A 20,827-nucleotide genomic window follows, 5' to 3' on the forward strand; every position below is an offset into this window, starting at 1 on the left:
ATTGTGCTTACGCCGTATCTCTAGTGAGAAAAACAAAGTGCAAATTTTACTATGAAAACCAATGAAAAATGCACTTTGATTGGTTTTGATGATGTTATTTACTATTTTTTGCTCAAAAAACTACCGATTATCGATTCAAATCAAAATATGATGTAAATAACCAACATCACCGAACAAAATTCAGCAGTGCGAAATTCATGTTAAGCTAACTGTTTGAGATTAATTTGAGACCAATCATGGATTTATTACAACAACTTGATATTGTTCATCCCATTTTTGTCGCGCCTATGGCAGGTGTATCGACACCAGAGCTGGCTGCTGCGGTTTCCAATGCAGGCGGTTTAGGGGCATTAGGTCTAGGTGCAAGTTCGGTTCAGGCTGCAAAAACGGCGATTGAAAAAACCCGACAATTGACACAAAAACCGTTTCAGGTCAATTTTTTCTGTCATCAATCGGCCGAATATAATCCACAGCATGCCCAGCAATGGATCGATTATTTAAGTACTCAGTTTGCCGAGTTTGATGCAGCACCTCCGCAAACTTTGCAGAAAATTTATCAAAGTTTTGCGGAAAATGATGATTTACTCGATGTTGTACTGGAAACAAAACCGAAAGTGGTGAGTTTTCATTTTGGCTTACCACGTCCGGATCAACTCACTGCTTTAAAACAAGCCGGTATTTTGACTATGGTGTCTGTGACACAATTTAGTGAAGCTCTTGCGGCACAACAAGCTGGCATTGATATCTTAATTGCTCAAGGGATTGAGGCAGGTGGACATCGTGGTACATTTAATCCGCAGTGTGATGCAGGTCTGGCAACGCTGGATTTATTATTGTTGCTTAAGCAATATATTGATCTGCCTGTCGTGGCCGCAGGTGGCATTATGACTGGTGAGGATATTCGTCTATATCGTGAATTGGGTGCAGATGCGGCTCAGCTTGGTACGGCTTTTGTGCAATGTGCCGAATCGGCAGCCAATGATGCGTATCGTGCGGCTTTATTTGAGCAACCCCTTACCCAGATTAGCGATAGTATTTCCGGTCGGGCAGCACGTGGTTTGTTTAATGCATGGCATCAATATGTCGATTTACCTGAGCGTCCACAACATGCTGGCTATCCTTATAGTTATGATCTGGGCAAGCAGTTACATGCCGCAGCCAGTAAACAAGGTGAGCAAGGCTTTGGCGCATTCTGGGCCGGCAGCAATGTGGCCAATATTCGCCGTTTGGATGCTGCGGCGTTGATGCAGACATTAATTAAAGAATTGAATTAATTGTTTAGAGCATGGGACTAATGAAATGATACGGCATAAAGTGTGTCCCATTGTTTTAAAAAAGAATCAGGCTCGATTGGATATTCTGCTGTTTCAGCATCCAAATGCAGGTATCCAATTGGTGAAAGGGACACCTGATCCTGATGAAGATCTTATACAAGCTGCTGCACGGGAGCTTTGGGAAGAATCGGGTTTAAAGGTCAATCCAGATTCACTACATTATTTGGGAGAAAAGATCTTTAGTATTGTCAATCAGCAATGGCATTTTTATTATTGTGAAAGTAATGAAAATCGCATGCAATGGTCTTGGCAGACGATTGATGACCATGGACATACATTTGATTTTTTCTGGAGTGATTTGCACAATATCCACCAGAAAATGAAGGATTGGAAGATGCATCCAGTGTTTAGCGACGTACTTTTATATATACAAAAGCATTTTAAACAGGGACATAAGTAAATACCAAACCATAACAAAGTGCGGCCAACAGTGTTGCCAGTACAATTTTTTTAGTTAAGAAATACACCAATACCAATATGGAAAAGCCACATGCCATTGCCAGCGTTTTTGCGGGATTTTCCATTAAAGGCGGTAAACTGGCAACCATCAACATGGCACAAATGGCACTGATGCCGATACTGCCCATGGCAACCCCAATCCATGCATGACCTTTTTGTGTTTGTTTGCGATGTTTCCTCTGCAAAAACCATAGTGGTGCAAAACGGCTTAAAAAATTGGCAATACCGACCACAATCCCGATAATAATAACTTCAAGATGCATGTGTGATCCTTGTATTATATTGATACTGCACGATGGCGGTCAGCATGCCTGCGATAATCCCGATAAAAATTGCAAAGGATAGCCCGACAAAAATACAGCCGAATGCACTGACAATCAGTGCCACGGCAATTACATATTTCTGTTTGCGTTCAAATGCCGCCAGTAAAAAACTTAAAAATAAAGCTGGTAATAAAAAATCCAGACTGGCTTGTAAAAATTTGGGTAAATGCTGGATCTGATTGGCAAATAAACCGCCCAGTAAAGAACCAAGTGCCCATGAAGCCCATGCCGTTAAACTTAAACCCAGCATCCAAGATTCTGACCAGTGCTGTTTACGTTGGGATAATTCGATCAAACCACGGGCAAACACCTCATCGGTCAAGCCCCATGCCCAAATCGCAGTTTTCTTCAGTTGTAATGGCTTGGGGATATTCTGGTATAACGCAGGACCATACAGTGCATGACGAATATCCAGTGCAATGACGGTAATGGCAGCAATCCAGATCGAACTGCCGGAAGCCAGCAAGGCGATTACCAAAAACTGACTGGCACCAGCATACATGGTGCTGGAAAGAAACAGGGCTTCCCATGGACTAAAACCATAACTGACCGCACCAACGCCAAATGCAAAAGATACCGGTAAATAGGTAAAGACAATGACCAAGGCATCTTTTGCGCCATCCCGGAATGTACCGGGCGAGCTTAATATGTGTGAATTCAAAATAAAACCGCTGTTGTAGCAAAAAATCAAAACCTGCAAAGTATTGAGTATTGTAAAGCAATTCCTTAGTATTCCCAGTACAAATATCATCAAATCATGGTTGGTTTTTCATGAACATTAAAACGGTTTCTATTGTGTTTGCATTGTGTGCCAGTCTGGTTTTGGCTGGATGTGGTAAGAATGAGCAACAACAAGAAATTAGACCCGCACAGAAATTAAGCAATGATGCCTCTGCTGTGGCAAATGAGGCATGGATTTTGATTAATCAACTGGATCAAATCTTGTATTCAGGTGAAAAAGACAATTTGAATGAAATGGTACGTAAGCCCTTACGTGAACTCTCTACACGCTGGCGGATTGAGGTAAAAATGACTGATGCCGTGACAGAAGGAAAATATGCCTTGTGCCGTAAATCATTGACCAGTCTGGATGCATGGACACGAAGTATTGATGAACACAGCATTGATATTGAAAAACGAAAAGCCGATTATGAACGGGATAAAGCCTTATGTAAAAACGCAATTGAACATCCAGAACTCGGTAACACCTCGCCGAAATTGACACACCAATCACTTGGCAACGGTTAGAGTCTACTCATTTTTAACCAGAATCTGAGTATTTGTATAGTGGATTTCATGATGCAATGCTAGTTGTTTATAATTGATACAAATGTTTGAATATTGCCTATGAGAATATAATGATCCTTTTGCTCATAATTTCTAATTTCCCTTAAAATTTGCAGTACTACGATTTTTAAATGCCTCGATGCCACGCTTGGCATCCTTGCTCAGGAATAAACGTAAAATTTGCCATTTTACTTTTGCCAATGCAACTTGGCTGCCTTTTGCTTGTGCAAGGCGTGTGGATTTAAGAATGGCTTGGATTCCTAAAGGTGCCTGTGCTGCAATTTTTTCTGCCAGTTCAATGGCTTTTTCTACTTGTTGTCCATCAGGCACAACTTCCTGAACCAGACCTAAACGATAGGCTTCATCTGCATTAAACCATTCGGCTGTCAGAATATAACGATAGGCATTGTTTAAGCCAACCGAATGTGGCCAGCGCACGGTCCCTCCACCAAAAGGGAAAAGTCCACGACCAACTTCAAATTGATTAAATGTAGCGGATTGCGCAGCAACAGTAATTTGACCTGCTAGGATCAGTTCAATGCCTAAGGTATAACATCGACCTTGTACCGCACTGACAATCGGTTTTGGGCATTGTAGGGTGGAAACGCCCCATGGATCTAGAGTGCCACGGGGAATAAAAGGTTTGATCAGTGCCTTGGGAACATGTTTGGCAATACTCGGCATATCCAGACCTGCGGTAAAATCTGTACCATGTGCCCATAATACACCACAACGTAATTCGGGATCTTTGGCGAGTTGTTTATAGGCATGAGCAAGTTGAGCGATCATTTCTGGATTAAAACTATTGAGTTTTTCTGGACGATTTAAACCAATTAATAAAATATGTCCGCGTTTTTCAGTGCTAATCAATGTTGCCATGATTATCTCTTTTTAGTTCTAAAAAGAAACTAATATTGCAAATATTGTTGCCGTTGTCAATCTTGTGTGGGTGGGTTAAATGGATTTAATTTTGGATTTTTACAGAGAGATAATGAAGTCTAAGTCCTACATTTTTTTGTTTTTATTTTAAAAAATATATTTTTATTTAAATGTTTATGATAAAAAGTTTTCTAAAACAGTTGAGATTGGTATTTTGCTATATAAAAAATTCTATTGACCTTTGGTCAAGCCAAAGTTAATCTGTTTAAAATTTTAGTTCTAAAAAAGAATTGTTTTGGTGCTTTTTTATCGTTGAAGAAATTAAGCCAGCGTAAGTAAGGACATGGGGCTGATATAATAAATCCGTATGATTATATTGGATTATGCCACATTCGTTCATGAAAACTGTCTGGATTAATCCTGTGATGAAAGGTATAAATGTTGCATACGTTATATTCTTTGAAATATAACGAAAGTTTAACTTTGAGGATGAAATGAATAAAAAGTCTTCTAAATGTAGTCATCTGGTTTATTGTTTTTACGTTGTTGTCACTATGGGGATACCGGGGTTGGTGATGGCTACAGAATCGACAGTAAATACTACCGAGCAACCTTTTCAGCTGGGTATTATTCACATTCAGGCTGAGCAAGATAAACCTGACCAGATCGCTTCAATTGTGACTAATGAACAATTGCATCAATTTAACTTCAGTAACGTCGGTGATGGACTAAATTTACTGTCAGGGGTGAGTCTGTCCAACAATGCCCGTAATGAAAAAATGGTTTATGTGCGAGGTTTCGATGCCAGACAGGTTCCTGTATTTATTGACGGAATCCCGGTTTATGTTCCGTATGATGGCTACATTGATTTTAACCGTTTCACTATAGGAGATGTGAGTGCTATTCAGGTCGCCAAGGGTTTTAGTTCGGTCAGTTATGGTGCAAACACATTAGGCGGAGCCATCAATCTGGTGTCGCGCAAACCGAGTCGCCCTCTTGAAGGGCAAATTGATATTGGCATTGCGGATGCAGGCGAAAGACAAGGGGCATTATATATTGGTAGTCTCAATGAATACTGGTATGCACAGGCAACTGCATCTTATCTGGAGCGTGATGGATTTAAACTGTCTTCTGATTTTGTCCCGACAACAACAGAAGATGGGGGATTACGCAATAATTCCTATAGTAAAGACACCAAGCTAGCATTAAAGTTTGGTTTAACCCCAAATCAAACCGATGAATATAGCCTAAGCTATATCAAACAGGATGGTGAAAAAGGTAATCCACCCACAACAGGCAACCGTAGTATTCGTTACTGGCAATGGCCATATTGGGATAAAGAAAGTGTGTATTTTATTTCCAATAGCACAATTACCGAACATGAAACGTTAAAGTTGCGAGCTTATCATGATCGTTATGACAACGAATTAAATTCGTTCACTGATGGTCAGTATAATGTATTAAAAACATCAGGACAGGGCAGTGTCAGTACAGGGCGCAGCATCTACCATGATCGTGTCAATGGTGCTTCATTAACACTGGAGTCAAACCGTCTGCCAAATCACAGCATAAGTCTGGTGACACATTATAAAACAGATGAGCATCAGGAGCTTGATGCAACCGGAGAGGCAAATACCCGTTTCAAGGATCAACAATGGTCGTTTGCAGTAGAGGATAATATTGATTTGGGTAAGGATTTATTATTATCTTTGGGTTTTGCTCGGCATAGTCTGGAGCCGGATACGGTTTTTAGCGTGGGAAATCCTTATTCATTACCCAAATCGCAACATGCAAAGGATGCACAGATCGGATTATTTTATGATGGCATTGCCAATACACAGCTTTACGTCACGATTGCCAGAAAAAGTCGTTTACCGACCTTAAAAGACCGCTATTCACAGCGTTTGGGAACCTATATTGAAAATCCGGATCTGGCGGCGGAGAAAGCTATCAATTATGAAATGGGTTATCAGACGAAGTTCAATGAGCAATTGAGCTTGAATACAGCCATTTTCTTAAGTGATATCAAAAATAAAATTCAAAGTGTTGCTTATGTTCAGGGTGATTTATCACAGATGCAAAATGTGGGTCAGGTACAAATGTATGGGACAGAAATTGAATTTAATTATCAACCTTGGCACTGGTTAAGTTATGGGGGGAATTATACCTATTTAAAACTGACAGATCAGCACGATGCCAACAAAATCACGGATATTCCACAACATAAACTGATCAATTATCTGCTGATTAAGCCGACTGAAACGCTGGATATACAAACTTTCCTTGAACGCAATAGTCGTCGTTGGGTATCGAATGATCTGCAATTAAATGGCTATCAGATCGTCAATATGCAGATCGCCTATCAACCGAAATTGAAAAGTCAATTTGGACAATGGCGTTTTACCACCGGGGTAAATAATCTGACCGATAAAAACTATGCGTTGGCTGACGGGTTTCCGAGTGCCGGACGGATGTGGTTTAGCAAGGCAACATTGACATTTTAGGAATAAGATGATGAGAAATATTGGTCTGGCATTCATATATAGTATTCTGCCACTGTCCAGTGCAATGACATTTGCACATGCACCGACTGAAAATATTCAGCAATATATTTCGACACAGCTCAACATTGTCGGGCAGGTTAAACATGACCTGCATCTGGAGGTGTCTCAACTGGAACACTATCCACAAAGTATCCAGAACATACACATCAGCAAAAAAAATGGGGAAATCAGTGAAAACGCACGTTATAAGGGCGTGCGTTTGACCGAATTGTTAAATGCAGCACAGGTGACGACCACCCATCATAATGATGTTAAAAAAATGATTATTGTGGCAACAGCCAAAGATGGTTATCAGGTGGTGTTTTCTTGGAATGAATTATTTAATACGGCAATCGGTGAAGGGGTGCTGGTGATTTATCAGAAAGATGGTCAGATACTGGATGACCGGACAGGGCGTATTGCATTAATTTCTAGTCGGGATCATTTAACAGGTCCAAGATTTGTGAAATGGTTAGATGAAATTCGGGTTGTACAACTTTCATATTAAATGTTTCAGGAGAAAAATTGATGATCAACTTTAAACTTGGCAGAATTCGTACAGTCATGATTTACGGATCGTTATTGTGTATTTATTCATCTGTCCATGCGGCTGAATCAGTGACGATTTATGCGGCAGCCAGTCTGACCAATGCCGTGAATGATCTGGAAAAAATTTATGAGCAAAAAAGTAAAGTCGAGGTAAAAACCTCCTATGCTGCATCTTCGACGTTGGCAAAACAGATTGAAGCTGGTGCGCCAGCCAATGTCTTTATGTCGGCAGATTTACAGTGGGCGGATTATTTACAGAATAAAAAATTGATTGATCCGAAACAACGGGTCAATTTATTGGGTAATAAGCTGGTTCTGATTGCGCCCAAAAATCAGAATATTCAGTTAAAGATTGAAAAGGGTGTCGATCCGACCAAAGCATTTACGGGGCGTTTATGTACTGGTAATGTCAATAGTGTCCCTGTTGGCAAGTATGCCAAACAGGCATTAACCTCGTTGGATTGGTGGAGCAAGATTCAGCCACGGCTGGTGGAAACGGAAGATGTGCGTGGTGCATTGGCATTTGTTGAGCGCGGTGAATGTCAGTTGGGGATTGTCTATGCAACCGATGCAGCGGTTAGCTCAAAAGTTAAAGTTGTGGGTGAATTTCCTTTAAATAGTTATCCACCTGTGGTGTATCCTTTGGCTATAGTTAAAAAGACACCTCAATCAATAGCATTTTATCAATTTTTACAAAGTCCGCAGGCAAAGACAGTGTATAAAAAATATGGTTTTACTATTTTAAATCAGCGTTAATTGGTTTGACGAATATCATGATGTTTAATTTAACGCCCGAAGAAATCAGTGTCTTACAATTATCGTGTAAGGTTGCGGGATTTTGTTTGTTGATCAGTATATTACCTGCGATTATTGTAGGATGGTTATTGGCACGCAAGGAATTCTGGGGAAAATCATTACTGGAAACTTTGGTGTTTTTACCGCTGGTACTGCCACCTGTTGTGCCGGGTTATCTCCTGTTACTGCTGTTTGGCAATAATGGTCTTCTCGGGAAATATCTGGCACCTTTGGGGATTGAGTTTGCATTTAACTGGAAAGGAGCGGTACTGGCATCGGCAGTCATGGGTTTTCCCTTATTGGTGCAGTCCATTCGTCTAGCGATTGAGTTGGTAGATCAGCGGCTGGAAGTTGCAGCAAAAACGCTGGGTGCTTCGGCATTTGATACATTTTGTCATATCACTTTACCTTTGGCAAAAAGTGGTATTTTGGTCGGTGCGATACTTTGTTTTTGTCGTAGTCTGGGCGAATTTGGTGCCACCATCACCTTTGTTGGCAATATTGCAGGAGAAACCCGTACCTTACCGTTGGCCATGTACAGTCTGATGCAACAACCCGATAGTGAAGCTGCTTTAAATCGTCTGATCATGTTGTCCTTAACGGTGGCATTTCTGACCTTATGGTTTGCCCAATGGTTTAACCGCCGACAAAAAAGACAATGGGGGTTAGGGTGATCTTTGATTGTGATTTGATTGTCCAACAGGGCGATTTTCAGCTAAAACAACATTTCCAGTCCGAGCAAAAAGTCGTTGGTTTATTTGGCGTGTCGGGTGCAGGTAAAACGACAATATTACATAGTATTGCCGGGATTATTAAGCCGAAACAGGGCAGGATACGGATTCAGGACAGGACTTTTTTTGATTCTCGGAAGCAGATTAATTTAAGTATTCAGGCCAGACGTACAGGCATGGTATTTCAGGATGCACAACTTTTCCCGCATTATTCGGTACAACAAAATTTATTATTCGGTTGGCAGCGTATTGCCAGTTCCGAGCGTAAATTTGAACTGGATTATGTGGTGCAGCTCTTAAAACTCGAGCATTTATTAACACGTATGCCTGCCAAACTTTCGGGTGGAGAAAAACAACGTGTGGCATTGGGACGTGCGTTATTATATTCACCACAGATTTTGCTCTTGGATGAGCCATTATCTGCACTAGATGCTCATCACAAGACAGAAATTATTCCATTTTTTCAAAAGATTCGGGATGAGATTCATATTCCGATGTTGTATGTCAGTCATGATGCAGAGGAGATTGCACAATTGACGGATACGCTGTGGCAGCTTTGATACAGATTTAATCTTTTAAATGCTGGCCGATTTGGGCAAGCTGATGTTGAATACTTTGTTGTGCAAGGTGTTCAATTGCACGAAAAGATTGCAGTATTTGTTGTCCAAGTGGGCTAACAATTGCACCACCACCATGCGTCCCACCCGTTTGGGTTTCGACCAATGCGGATGCAAAGCACTGGTTCATGGTATCGACCAATTGCCATGCACGGCGGTAACTCATATTCATGCTTTTGGCTGCCTGTGAAATTGAACCAGTACGTTGAATAGCTTCTAGGAGTTCGGCTTTGCCAGGACCAAAGGCGATGTGTTGATCGTGTAAGATACGTAAGCGTAGATGTGATTGAATCGAATGCGGCATTTTTTTGTCCTGCTACGGATGCGGTCTTTGTATGTAATCATCATATGCAAAATACAAGGTCACTATAGGGTGGATCGTTGGAGTCGGCAAGATGTTCTTGAACTATGAGATTAAACAACATTGTGATGCAGTCATCCTAGCAGCTGGACAGGGTAGTCGCATGCAGGGCTTCAATAAATTATTGCAACGGTTTGATGGGCAGCAAAGACAGCTAGAAAAACTGATTTTGGCACTTCGTCCAGAGGTGCAAAAACTCTGGATTAATAGTCATCGGGATCATGACGTTTATCAAGTATTTGATCCCAATATTGCCATTTTTACAGACATACAGGCAGGATTTTTGGGGCCGATGATGGGAATGTATAGTGCTTGGCAATATAGTCGACAAGACTGGATTTTGTTTGTGCCCTGTGATCTGTATCAAGTACCGACAAAATTACTTGATACGATGATTGAGGCTGTGCAGCAGCAACAAAGTCCGTTATGTTACGCTGTGTTTAATCAGCAGGCTTTATATCCACTTTGTTTGATGCACCGTTCAGTTCGCCCTATATTGGCACAGCAAATTGAGATGCAACAATATAGTTTATATCGTTGTTTTAAAAAATTAAATTATACTATTGCTGAGTTCGAATTAGATCATCAGCAACTGCATAGTATTAATGCATGGTCTGAATTAAATAACAATGATTGATGATGGCATGTCTGTTTTCTTGGCAATGCAAGCTTGTAAATTAGTGTTATAATCGTACCAGTAACCGGATATAGAAGTGATATGAAATCAGATGACATAGGTCAGCAGCCCTGCTCAATTGCTAGAACTTTAGCGATTATTGGTGATCGCTGGACAGCCATGATTATACGCAATGCTTTTTTAGGTATTCGTCGCTTTGAGGATTTACAGCGTAATCTAGGTGTAACTCGGCATATCCTGGCAGACAGATTAAAAAATCTAGTTGCAGAAGGAATTTTTGTAAAAGTTCCTTATACGGACACCCAAAAAAGGTATGAATATCGGTTAACCGAAAAAGGACTGGATTTATATCCCATTATTATGAGTATGATGAAATGGGGCGATACTTGGTTAGCTGAAGGTTTGGGTGCACCTGTAGAATATACGCATAAATTATGTGATCATAAATTTACTCCTGTTCTGGTGTGCTCGGAATGTGGCGAACCAATTAGGGCAAAAGATGTTCAGCCTTCACCAGGCCCTGGATTTTATGCCTATTATGTTAAGAAAAATCAACAAGCATAAAAATATGGGTTTATCGAATAGGTAAACCCATATTCAATAAACCTTTATATATCTGATCTAAAAATTAATAAAATCAATCAAGCCAGTCTGATGCTGGGGTTTTATCCGTGCAATGGCATTGGCTTGATTTAAATTACTTAACATATGCGATTGTTGCTTTTTTAAGGGGGCTAGGTGCAGTTGTCCTTGTGCTGAACAAGACAGTTTCATTCGTAATAATTGTTCACGTGAGTCTGTTTTTATCTGGCTTAGGTCAACTTCTGCTTTTTGCCACGCAGGCTGAATTTGACCAGCACCTTGTAAGGCACGTAAAATTGTTGCCACATGCACCGACAAACAAATAAAAACTGCCGCAGGATTGCCCGGTAATCCAATTAAATAAGCACGATGCTGATGGGATTGATAAGCAGCAAAATACAATGGTTTGCCCGGTTTTTGTGCCACTTGCCAGAAAATTTCTTTTGCGCCTAATGCCATGGAAACTGGACGAATGAGATCATAATCTCCGACGGACACACCTCCTGTGCTGATGACCAGATCATAATGATTTAAGGCATGTGCTAGGGCCGCTTCGAGCTGTTGTTTATCATCAACCACATGCTGTAAATCTACTTGTTGTAAACCTTGCTCTTTTAACCAAGTCAGAATCATTGGACTATTGGCATCAAACACTTTGGCATCATTGTCCAATTGCGTGCTGACTTCATCGCCAGTGATTAACACGGCAATTTTAGGCTGGCGATGTACGGTGACTTGTTGCACACCTGCCATACTCAGTGCTGCGATCAGACTGCTATTTAAATATTGTCCACGCTGTGCAAGCACCGTACCATGTGTCAGCTCTTCACCTTGATAACGAATATCTGTACCCGCTGCAATTTTTTGATTTAAATATATTTTATTCTGGTCTCTGCTGATAATTTCCTGTCGTGCCACGGTGTCTGCCGAATCGGGCAGGCGGCCTCCAGTAAAAATACGCAAGGCTTGTCCTGTCTGCAATTCAAAATGTTGTTCAATACCCGCCCGAATTTCACCAATCAGTTCAAATTCTGTTTGTCCTGCGGCAATATCGGCATAACGCAAGGCATAGCCATCGACTGCACTTTGGGTAAATAACGGTAAAGCGACTGGTGACAGTACATCATCTGCCAGAATATGTTGATGTGCCTGTAACAATGTTAAATCAGAAGGTGGCAGTGCCTGAATCTGATGATAATGTGCCAATGCCTCATCCAGACTGATTAGGTTGCCATGCTCACAGCTCATTCATAACCTCCAGGATGGGGTAAGTCACGACACACATCAAAGATATGGATCAGTGCGGGTAAAATGGCTGCCATGGATTCACTGGCACCACCACGGCTACCAGGCAACGTGATCAGCAATGAACGATCAATAAAACCGGCAATACCACGCGAGAGTGCAGCATAAGGTGTACGCTTTTGTCCAAAGGCACGGGCAGCTTCCATCAAACCACTAAGTTCCCGATCAAGCAAAGGCTGTAAAGTATCGACGGTAATATCCCGCTTACCAATCCCTGTACCGCCTACAGTGATAATACAAGCGTAAGATTGGCTTAACTCTAGAACCAGTGTTTTTAATTGTTCGGATTCGTCGGGTAAAATCTGATAATGGATCGGATCAAAACCTGCTTGTGTTAATGTTTCGAGCACCGATTTACCAGCGGTATCCGGTTTACGACCTGCCGCTACGGTATCGGACAAGACGATGACCGCAGCCGACACTGACTGGCGTAAATGACGTTTATAATGTGATTTTCCGCCTTTTTTAACGTCCAGTTTACATTGCTGAATGATCAATTCTTCTGGTTCGCAATGTGGTTTTAGCATGTCATAAATAGTTAATGCCGCCAGACTTGCTGCTGTCAGAGCTTCCATTTCTACACCAGTTGGCGCAATGGTTTCTACGCTGGCACGAATAATCACTCGATCTGCCAATAATTCAAAATCCACATCAGCACGATAAATCGGTAGTGGATGGCATAAGGGAATCAGTTCATCGGTGCGTTTGGCGGCCAAAATTCCTGCAATACGGGCAGTTTTCAGTGCATCACCTTTTTCGGTATTGCCATCTCTTAGCAATTGAATGCAATGTGCAGGTGCCAGTAACTCACTGCTGGCGGTAGCAATACGATAACTTTCTGGCTTCATGCCAACATTTTTCATAAAACAATCTCAAATTTTAAAAGAAACTCAAATTTCAAAACAATCTTAAATCCTAATTTAGCAATAGGATTAATTCTCTCCAACAGGTTGTTGTGTTAGTCATGATGACAATGTTCATGTGTCGCATGATGATGTTTCTTCTGTGCAACCTCTGCAAAATCACGACGAATACAACAACCTTCGACAAAAATACTGGTGCCATCATGATAAAACTCCTGTTTCCAAACAGGAACTTCATGTTTTACCCGTTCTACTGCATCTTCACAGGCAGCGAATGCTTCACGGCGATGTTCGGCACGGGCAACGGCATAGATAGCGACTTCACCAATCTCTAAATGCCCGATACGATGTACCACACGCACATAGGGGATTGCATATTGTTGTGCAATTTCCTGCTCAATGTCGCGGATCATTTTTTCGGCCAAGGGTTTATAAGCAGTATATTTTAGGCTTTTGACGGATTTACCTTCATGATGATTGCGTACTGTACCGACAAAGAGTGCCAAACCGCCACATTCGGGAAAATGTTGCATGGCCAGTAGCTGATCAAGATCAATGGTATGCTCCTGAATACGGGCAAGATCGGCATTGATTTCAGACATGATTTAACCTCCAGCCACAGGCGGCAATAAGGCGACCAGCGTATCTTGTGTAATCATTGTCTGACGATGAACCAAGCTGTCACCAATTGCACAGGCACAACGTTCCAGATGTTGTTTGATTTCAGGTTTATCCATACTAAACATGGTCAAGGCATCGTCAAGTTGTGTGGGGGCTTCAAATTCAAGCGTGTATTCAGCAGTGCCTGCCAGTTGCTCTAATATGCCGTAAAGTTCAAACTTTAGCTGTGACATCAATGTTTACCTATCTTTATCAATCAAAATCATATTAACCACCAATGGCGTGCATACTGATTTTACGCACTGGTGCCTGTTGATGGGCAATAAACCCTGCTTTTTTATACCATACCGCCTGTTGGATTGTGGCAAGCAAAAATTGTTCCTGATTTGGTTGTAGTAATGCACGCAGTGGCGTACCTGTATTGGCAAATAAACAAGTAAACAATTCACCTGTAGCAGTTAAGCGCAAACGATCACAACTTTGGCAAAAAGGTTTGCTAATGGTGGAAATGACACCTAAATCATAATGTTCATTTAAACGATAGATTGTCGCAGGATCATGTTGTCGTTGCTGTTTTTGAATCTGGAAATAAGGTTTAAGTTTTTGAATAATTTCATCTTCACTCATAACTTTTTCACGTTGCCAGTGCTCTGGTTGATCTAGTGGCATATATTCAATAAAGCGTAGAGGTAGATGTTGTTGATAGGCCCATTGGGTTAATTCCACAATTTCATTGGCATTTTTATCCGCCAGTACCACGCAATTTAATTTGATTTTGAGGCCTGCCTGTTGTGCAGCAGTAATACCTTCTAGTACCGGTCCAATCTGTTTTTGTGTCATGCTAAAAAAAGTGTCGGCACGAATACTGTCCAGACTGATATTGATATCATCCAAACCTGCCTGTTTTAGTGCAATTGCATATTTTTTGAGATAAAACGCATTGCTGGTCATAGAAATGCGTTTTAAACCATGTATCTTAAGATGCTGTAAGTTCTCAATGAAATGTACAATGCCTTGTCGCATCAAAGGCTCGCCACCGGTTAAACGGATATGCTCAATACCCAGTTTCACCATGATCTGACAAAACTTGAGGAGCTCTTCAAAACTAAGCAAATCTTTCTTCGCCAGCCATTCTGGGTGATCCGGCATACAGTAATCACAACGGAAATTACAGCGGTCAGTCAATGAAATACGTAACTTACGTTTATAGCGTCCAAACTGATCCACAAGTTGAGACGATTGGGGCTCAACTGGAAAGGCGGGTGTAAACGCTATGGCTTGTGTCATGAAATCATCCACCTTTTTATTTGAGATGATGAAGCTGGAAATATAAATACTATAGCAAAATAAAACAATAACATCTTTTAATTCTTTTTTGGAACTTATTTTTTTGAAAATTTAATTTGTCTTTGACAAATTTTTTAACTTTAAAAAAGCTTTACCTGATGAGAATATATCTTAGCAGCTCAAAGATTCTTTTTAAGCGTAATAAGGCAATCTCAACTTTAATTCATAAATAACATAAAATTGTTAATTTTACACAAATATTGCTCGCCTCACTGCCTTTGGCGAGTGGGTGAGATCCCGTCTTGGCTGTCAATCAAAATTGCAAAAAACATAAGATTTTAGTGTCTTAGTGAAAAATGATATTCCTAAATAAGTTGAGATTGGCGCAGTAATATAAAATTTATAGATTCAGTATCTTAAGCAGTTTATTTAAGGTTATTTGATATGGGTGCGAGTAAAGGTACTGCAAAAAGTGAAGTTGATGGTGATATTACAAAAAACTTATCTCCTCTGAATAGCAAATATTTATGATAATTATCATAGTGTTAACTATTTATTAATGACTTGCTTTTATAGTCTTGCAATGATTTTTGTATAAGTTATTTGGTTTTAACATTTAATAAAGTCTTCTAATTTTACAAAAATAGTTCTATTATAGAACTTAATAAATATTGATGAGAGATCAAAGTATGGCCTTTGTGGTGTTAGAAGAATGTATCCAATGTAAACATACGGACTGTGTTGCGGTATGTCCTGTAGATTGCTTTTATGAAGGACCTAATTTTTTGGTGATTAATCCAGATGAATGTATTGATTGTGCATTATGTGAGCCAGAATGTCCTATAGATGCCATTCGCTCAGAAGACGATGTCCCCGAAGATCAACAGCATTTTATTGAGTTAAATGCGGTGTTATCTCAACATCCGAATTGGCAAGTGATTAATGAGAAAAAAGAGGCCTTACCTGAACACGAAAAATGGCATGGGGTCGCAGAAAAGTTACAAAATCTGGATCGAAATGGTGCATAACATGACAGTCGACACATTATTTATTTTCATTACGAACGTTAATTGCTAAATGGGGAGCTTGAGATGGCCGCGTTTTTTAAAGAAAAGATTTTAAAGGTGCATCACTGGAATGACACTTTATTTAGTTTTAAAACGACACGTGACACAAGTTTGCGTTTTAAAAATGGTCAGTTTGTGATGATTGGTTTGGAGGTGAATGGCAAACCTTTAATGCGTGCGTACTCAATCGCAAGCGCAAATTATGAAGAAGAGCTTGAATTTTTCTCCATTAAAGTACAAGACGGTCCGCTTACTTCAATTTTACAAAAAGTTCAAGTTGGCGATGATATCCTGATTTCCAAAAAACCAACAGGCACATTGGTTCATGACGATTTGTTGCCGGGTAAAAACCTCTACTTATTATCTTCTGGTACAGGCCTCGCACCATTTCTTTCCCTGATTCGTGATCCAGAAACTTATGAAAAATTTGAAAAAGTAATTGTGGTTCATGGTACACGTTATATCTCCGAGCTGGCATATCAGGACTTGATTCTAGATGATTTACCCAATAATGAATTTTTTGAAGAATTAGGTATTAAAGACAAGTTGATTTATTACCCAACCGTAACCCGTGAACCGTTCCATACCGAAGGTCGTGTGACGACAGCAATTGAGACGGGTGAACTATTTGAAAAAATTGGTTTGCCACGTTTTAACCGCGAAACTGATCGAGCCATGTTATGTGGTAGTCCTGCATTTCTGAACGATGTTGTTGCTTTATTAGATCAACATGGATTAATTGAATCACCTCGTATGGGTGTTATGGGCGATTATGTGATTGAACGTGCATTTGTCGAGAAATAAAATTATTGAGGATGAGATCATGAACCAACAACTGCCAATTTCTCTGCTGCGCCATCATCAGGCTACTCTAAAAGGTCTGGGTGAGATTGCTCTGCGTACAGTGAAACTGCGTAAACCAAAAAAAATCATTGCGGACTGGCAGCAAATTCCGGCGATTTCCAGAATTATTGCTGTACCTGATGATAATCTGGTTAATCATTATATTGCATGGTCTGGCGCACCGTCGACACGTTATCAAGATACGCTTCCTCCACATATGGTGTCACAATGGGGATTGTCTGTTGCCACCGACTTGTTGCTACTGACCAAATACAATCTTGCCAGTGTGATTAATCAGGGGGTAACGTTAACCATTAAGGGCGATTTACCCAGACATCAGGATTTATTATTACAGGCTAAAGTTTATTCGGTACAGGAACAAAATGGTTTGGCTCGGGTATCGGTTCAGATTATCACTGGCACAGTGACTGAACCCGATCTGGTTGAAACTATTTTGCATATGGCTTTTATTTTACCCGATTTTAAAAAGAGCAAGAAAACCAGTCAACCAAATGAGCTGCAATGGACGGATATTGGGCATTGGCAGGCAACAACGCATGATGGATTAAAATTTGCCTTGTTAACCGGGGATTTTAATCCGATTCACTGGATTGGTATTGTGGGTAAACTTTCCACTTTTAAAAACAAAGTGTTACATGGCTTTGGTATGCTGGTTCGTACATATGAGCTTTTACCGGATTCCATTCATACACTCGATGTACGTTTTCTTAAACCGGTGGTCTTACCATCGCCCGAATTACGAGTAGAAATTACCGAATTAAGCGAGGGCGGACATGCGCTCAGACTGATCAGTGGACATGACACAGTTCATTTATCTGGTCAGTATCAATAATGAATACGAGGAAGGGAAGATCATGACACAAGTTACTCAGCCAGGTGTGCGTAGCGATGTAACCGCTTGTATTTTATGTTCACGGAATTGTGGTTTGGCGGTTGAGATTCAGGACAATCAGTTTAAAAAGATTAAGGGTGATGATCAGCAACCCTTTTCTCAGGGTTATATTTGCCAAAAGGCAGCTCGACTAGAACATTATCAAAATCATGCTGATCGTCTGCGACATCCTTTAAAAAGGCAATCTGATGGCAGTTTTGCCGAAATTAGTTGGGATCAGGCGATTAAAGAAATTGCAGCAAAGTTACTGCACATTCGTGACAGTTATGGCGGTACGGCTTTTGCATCAGTTGGCGGTGGTGGGCAGGGCAATCATCTAGGCGGTGCCTATAGTCGGCAGTTACTTCTGGCCATGAAAAGTTTTTATTCCTATAATGCGTTGGCACAGGAAAAAACTGGTGATTTCTGGGTCAATGGACGGGTGTTTGGTAATCAGCAGTGTCACACCACAGAAGATGTCGAACATGCCGATTATATCCTTTTTATTGGTACTAATCCGTTTCAAGCACATGGTATTCCCAATGCCCGTGATACCTTGAAGCATATTAAGAAAGACCCTAATCGTACCATGGTGGTGTTTGATCCCCGTGTATCAGAAACTGCAAAACAAGCTGATATTCATTTACAGCTTAAACCAGGGACAGATGCTTTTTTAATGTCTGCCATGATCAGTATTATTATTCGGGAAAATTTGCATGATCAACAGTTTATTGATCAGCATACCTACGGTTTTGAACAGCTTAAACAGGTTTTTCTCGCTGTTCCGGTAGAGGATTGTATTCATCGTGCGGGTGTGGATTCCGAACTGGTTTATCAGGTTGCCCGTGATTTTGCTCGTGCTAAACATGGTTGTGTACGTATTGACCTTGGCTTGCAGCATAGCCTGCATACCACTTTAAATGGTTATTTGGAAAAACTACTTTATCTGGTGACGGGTAATTTTGGTAAACAGGGCGGAAATAATCTGCATACTGCGTTGATTCCGATTATTTCCGATACGGATGAACGAAATCCAAAATATCGCCGTAGTATGTATCACCACATGTTTCCCATTTCTGGTTTTTTCCCACCCAATATTTTACCTGATGAAATTCTAAAGGCAGGCGATAAGCGGATTCGGGCAGTCTTTGTCGACAGTAGTAATCCATTAATGACTTATGCAGATACTCCTGCATATACCAAGGCTTTTGAATCGTTGGACTTACTGGTTGTCGTGGATGTGGCGATGACTGAAACAGCTCAATTGGCAGATTATGTCTTGCCTGCACATTCTCAATTTGAAAAATGGGAATTTACAGGATTTAATCTGGAATTTCCAAAAAATGGCTTTCATTTACGCCACCCACTTTTTACGCCAACAGGGAATACCTTGCCCGAAGCAGAGATTTACACTCGCCTATTGGAAGAAATGAAAGTGATTCCAAAGCAGTTTTCATTGTTAAAGAAAATTGCAGAAAATGAATCGCCGAAGACCAAGCGTTTAGGATATATGGCTGCATTAGGAGCATTATTGGCAAAAAATAGTCAGTTCATTCCTTATGCTGCGTCGATTACTTATCGTACTTTGGGCGAGACATTACCAAACAATGCCGCATCTACAGCCTTTTTATTGCCTTTAGCCATTAAATTTGCGGTTGAAAATACTAAAGCTGTGCAGCGTGCAGGATATCAAGGCAATAAACTGACTTTAGGTTTTGATTTATTTGAACATATTTTAAATGATCGCTCAGGGGTTGTAATCTCTGAACATCATTATGAAGATGTCTGGTCTTTAGTCGCGTATAAAGACCGAAAAATTCGTCTGGCAATTCCTGAAATGTTTGTTGCACTTGCGGAATTAAAGCAGGAACCTACTTTGGATCAAACAGAGTATCCTTTTATTCTATTTGCAGGTGAACGCCGTAGTTACAATGCCAATCAGATTTATCGTGATCCAGCATGGCGTAAAGTTGACCCACATGGCAGCCTACGTATTCATCCTGAAGATGCTGCACGATTTGAAGTGATCAATGGGGATAAGCTACGCTGTATTTCTAGAAATGGGCAAGTTGAAGTGGTTGTAGAACTGGATGCAGGCATGCAAAAAGGCGTAGTGTCTTTACCGCACGGTTATGGCATGCGTTATCAAGGCAGTGAACCGATTGGACCACGGTTAAATATGCTCACGTCCAGTGACCATTGCGAACCCTTTAGTAAAACGCCTTATCAAAAATATGTGCCTGTGAAATTGGAGAAAGTCGCATAATCAAAACAAAAAAAGGTGCTTTATATTGAAGCACCATTTTTTATAGAGATGAAAATAAAAAACTGCATATTTTATTGTAAAGCAGGTTGTGCTGCTTTGATTGCTGCGGCAATGGCATCATCTTCTGATGCTGTATCTTCACTATTATTGGTCGTTGCAGTTTTTGCAGGCGCAGGACTACTTGTGTTGTTCGTTGCCGGAGTAGATGGTACTGAACTGGCTGGTTTGCTTTCGACATTAGGTTGTGTTGGTGTACTGGTTGTCGCAGTTTTTACGTCAGCTTGTCCATTTTCATTGTAGACCAATATTTGCTGATCATCATGATTGGCGCTATCTTCGGCTGCCGGTTCAGGCTGTATTTCCTCCAAAGTGGTATATTGCGGCTGTGGTTGTTCCTGTAAAGTCGTTTCAGCTTGTTCATTATTTTGAACTTCGGTGTCGTTATTACTTTGCTCTTGTTCCGGTTGTTCTTTTTTTATACAGGCACTGAGGACAACAGTGCTGATCAGGCAGACTAAACCAAATTTAATTAATGTCATTTTCATCATCAATTGCATACAGTGGTTGAAAAGGGTTTATGAGTATA

The 20,827-nt window shown here is 40.7% G+C and carries 24 protein-coding genes; 14 read left to right on the forward strand and 10 right to left on the reverse strand.

All coding sequences use genetic code 11. The annotated features are described in order from the left end of the window. Positions 1 to 236 precede the first annotated feature (236 nt). Positions 237 to 1,274 carry an NAD(P)H-dependent flavin oxidoreductase gene (locus CRO21_RS05305; protein WP_097078295.1) on the forward strand — a complete coding sequence of 346 codons (1,038 nt, stop codon included), beginning with the start codon at positions 237 to 239 and terminating at the stop codon, positions 1,272 to 1,274. 25 nt (positions 1,275 to 1,299) lie between these two features. Next, positions 1,300 to 1,734 (forward strand): NUDIX domain-containing protein, encoded by a 435-nt coding sequence (locus CRO21_RS05310; protein WP_213064401.1) that lies wholly within the window; start codon positions 1,300 to 1,302, stop codon positions 1,732 to 1,734. Here the strand turns inward: CRO21_RS05310 and ygaH are convergent. Together ygaH and CRO21_RS05320 are read right to left on the reverse strand one after the other, a co-directional pair. Beyond that, entirely contained in the window at positions 1,715 to 2,056 is a 342-nt protein-coding gene (ygaH, locus tag CRO21_RS05315) for an L-valine transporter subunit YgaH (protein WP_097078296.1), read from the reverse strand. The genes CRO21_RS05310 and ygaH overlap by 20 nt on opposite strands. Next, entirely contained in the window at positions 2,046 to 2,777 is a 732-nt protein-coding gene (locus CRO21_RS05320; RefSeq protein ID WP_228150367.1) for an AzlC family ABC transporter permease, read from the reverse strand. Before CRO21_RS05320 ends, ygaH begins: the two co-directional genes overlap by 11 nt. 110 nt (positions 2,778 to 2,887) lie before the next feature. Between CRO21_RS05320 and CRO21_RS05325 the strand changes: the two genes are divergently transcribed. Further along, positions 2,888 to 3,364 carry a hypothetical protein gene (locus CRO21_RS05325; protein ID WP_097078298.1) on the forward strand — a complete coding sequence of 159 codons (477 nt, stop codon included), beginning with the start codon at positions 2,888 to 2,890 and terminating at the stop codon, positions 3,362 to 3,364. Positions 3,365 to 3,496: 132 nt separating this feature from the next. Here the strand turns inward: CRO21_RS05325 and CRO21_RS05330 are convergent, their stop codons facing one another. After that, a complete protein-coding gene (locus CRO21_RS05330; RefSeq protein WP_097078299.1) occupies positions 3,497 to 4,282 on the reverse strand; it encodes a crotonase/enoyl-CoA hydratase family protein in 786 nt (261 codons plus the stop codon). 575 nt (positions 4,283 to 4,857) lie between these two features. Here CRO21_RS05330 and CRO21_RS05335 point away from each other — a divergent pair. Genes CRO21_RS05335 through CRO21_RS05355 form a run of 5 tightly spaced genes read left to right on the forward strand, consistent with a single transcriptional unit; the run spans position 4,858 to position 9,460 of the window. After that, positions 4,858 to 6,786 (forward strand): TonB-dependent receptor plug domain-containing protein, encoded by a 1,929-nt coding sequence (locus CRO21_RS05335; protein ID WP_171293990.1) that lies wholly within the window; start codon positions 4,858 to 4,860, stop codon positions 6,784 to 6,786. 7 nt (positions 6,787 to 6,793) lie between these two features. Beyond that, a complete protein-coding gene (locus CRO21_RS05340) occupies positions 6,794 to 7,333 on the forward strand; it encodes a molybdopterin-dependent oxidoreductase (RefSeq protein WP_097078301.1) in 540 nt (179 codons plus the stop codon). Between the two features lie 56 nt (positions 7,334 to 7,389). Then, a complete protein-coding gene (modA, locus tag CRO21_RS05345; RefSeq protein ID WP_228150380.1) occupies positions 7,390 to 8,130 on the forward strand; it encodes a molybdate ABC transporter substrate-binding protein in 741 nt (246 codons plus the stop codon). Positions 8,131 to 8,147: 17 nt separating this feature from the next. After that, a complete protein-coding gene (gene modB, locus CRO21_RS05350; protein ID WP_097078303.1) occupies positions 8,148 to 8,843 on the forward strand; it encodes a molybdate ABC transporter permease subunit in 696 nt (231 codons plus the stop codon). Then, positions 8,843 to 9,460: a molybdenum ABC transporter ATP-binding protein gene (locus tag CRO21_RS05355; RefSeq protein WP_097078524.1), complete on the forward strand. Its 618-nt coding sequence runs from the start codon at positions 8,843 to 8,845 to the stop codon at positions 9,458 to 9,460. The genes modB and CRO21_RS05355 overlap by 1 nt, the downstream gene beginning before the upstream one ends. A 7-nt stretch (positions 9,461 to 9,467) precedes the next feature. Here the strand turns inward: CRO21_RS05355 and CRO21_RS05360 are convergent, their stop codons facing one another. Then, entirely contained in the window at positions 9,468 to 9,821 is a 354-nt protein-coding gene (locus tag CRO21_RS05360; RefSeq protein WP_097078304.1) for a winged helix-turn-helix domain-containing protein, read from the reverse strand. 91 nt (positions 9,822 to 9,912) lie between these two features. On the opposite strand from CRO21_RS05360, the gene CRO21_RS05365 reads away from it, so the two are divergent. Next, positions 9,913 to 10,515 carry an NTP transferase domain-containing protein gene (locus tag CRO21_RS05365; RefSeq protein WP_097078305.1) on the forward strand — a complete coding sequence of 201 codons (603 nt, stop codon included), beginning with the start codon at positions 9,913 to 9,915 and terminating at the stop codon, positions 10,513 to 10,515. Between the two features lie 81 nt (positions 10,516 to 10,596). After that, the gene (locus tag CRO21_RS05370; protein ID WP_097078306.1) at positions 10,597 to 11,079 is read left to right on the forward strand and encodes a winged helix-turn-helix transcriptional regulator; all 483 of its coding nucleotides are present in this window, start codon (positions 10,597 to 10,599) and stop codon (positions 11,077 to 11,079) included. A gap of 57 nt (positions 11,080 to 11,136) precedes the next feature. On the opposite strand, the gene CRO21_RS05375 is transcribed toward CRO21_RS05370, so the two are convergent. The 5 genes from CRO21_RS05375 to moaA all read right to left on the reverse strand — a co-directional run bounded on the left by CRO21_RS05375 (position 11,137) and on the right by moaA (position 15,173). Beyond that, positions 11,137 to 12,345 carry a molybdopterin molybdotransferase MoeA gene (locus CRO21_RS05375; RefSeq protein WP_097078307.1) on the reverse strand — a complete coding sequence of 403 codons (1,209 nt, stop codon included), beginning with the start codon at positions 12,343 to 12,345 and terminating at the stop codon, positions 11,137 to 11,139. After that, entirely contained in the window at positions 12,342 to 13,265 is a 924-nt protein-coding gene (moaCB, locus tag CRO21_RS05380) for a bifunctional molybdenum cofactor biosynthesis protein MoaC/MoaB (protein WP_097078308.1), read from the reverse strand. The genes CRO21_RS05375 and moaCB overlap by 4 nt, the downstream gene beginning before the upstream one ends. Before the next feature lie 95 nt (positions 13,266 to 13,360). After that, a complete protein-coding gene (locus tag CRO21_RS05385) occupies positions 13,361 to 13,867 on the reverse strand; it encodes a molybdenum cofactor biosynthesis protein MoaE (RefSeq protein WP_097078309.1) in 507 nt (168 codons plus the stop codon). 3 nt (positions 13,868 to 13,870) lie between these two features. Next, complete coding sequence (locus tag CRO21_RS05390; protein ID WP_097078310.1) at positions 13,871 to 14,119, reverse strand: MoaD/ThiS family protein; 249 nt, start codon at positions 14,117 to 14,119, stop codon at positions 13,871 to 13,873. A 34-nt stretch (positions 14,120 to 14,153) separates the two neighbouring features. Beyond that, a complete protein-coding gene (gene moaA / locus CRO21_RS05395; protein ID WP_097078311.1) occupies positions 14,154 to 15,173 on the reverse strand; it encodes a GTP 3',8-cyclase MoaA in 1,020 nt (339 codons plus the stop codon). A 689-nt stretch (positions 15,174 to 15,862) separates the two neighbouring features. Here moaA and fdxA point away from each other — a divergent pair. The 4 genes from fdxA to CRO21_RS05415 all read left to right on the forward strand — a co-directional run bounded on the left by fdxA (position 15,863) and on the right by CRO21_RS05415 (position 20,241). Beyond that, positions 15,863 to 16,201 (forward strand): ferredoxin FdxA, encoded by a 339-nt coding sequence (gene fdxA / locus CRO21_RS05400; protein ID WP_097078312.1) that lies wholly within the window; start codon positions 15,863 to 15,865, stop codon positions 16,199 to 16,201. 63 nt (positions 16,202 to 16,264) lie between these two features. Beyond that, positions 16,265 to 17,044, forward strand: a complete 780-nt coding sequence (locus CRO21_RS05405; RefSeq protein WP_097078313.1) for a ferredoxin--NADP reductase — start codon at positions 16,265 to 16,267, stop codon at positions 17,042 to 17,044. 19 nt (positions 17,045 to 17,063) lie between these two features. Beyond that, positions 17,064 to 17,936: a MaoC/PaaZ C-terminal domain-containing protein gene (locus CRO21_RS05410; protein WP_097078314.1), complete on the forward strand. Its 873-nt coding sequence runs from the start codon at positions 17,064 to 17,066 to the stop codon at positions 17,934 to 17,936. A 22-nt stretch (positions 17,937 to 17,958) separates the two neighbouring features. Beyond that, positions 17,959 to 20,241, forward strand: coding sequence for a molybdopterin-dependent oxidoreductase (locus CRO21_RS05415; protein WP_097078525.1), 2,283 nt, complete (start codon positions 17,959 to 17,961; stop codon positions 20,239 to 20,241). Between the two features lie 71 nt (positions 20,242 to 20,312). On the opposite strand, the gene CRO21_RS05420 is transcribed toward CRO21_RS05415, so the two are convergent. Next, positions 20,313 to 20,780: a hypothetical protein gene (locus CRO21_RS05420; RefSeq protein ID WP_097078315.1), complete on the reverse strand. Its 468-nt coding sequence runs from the start codon at positions 20,778 to 20,780 to the stop codon at positions 20,313 to 20,315. Positions 20,781 to 20,827 lie beyond the last annotated feature (47 nt).

The organism is Acinetobacter puyangensis (genome assembly GCF_900096995.1).
In the GTDB taxonomy this organism is placed as follows: domain Bacteria; phylum Pseudomonadota; class Gammaproteobacteria; order Pseudomonadales; family Moraxellaceae; genus Acinetobacter; species Acinetobacter puyangensis.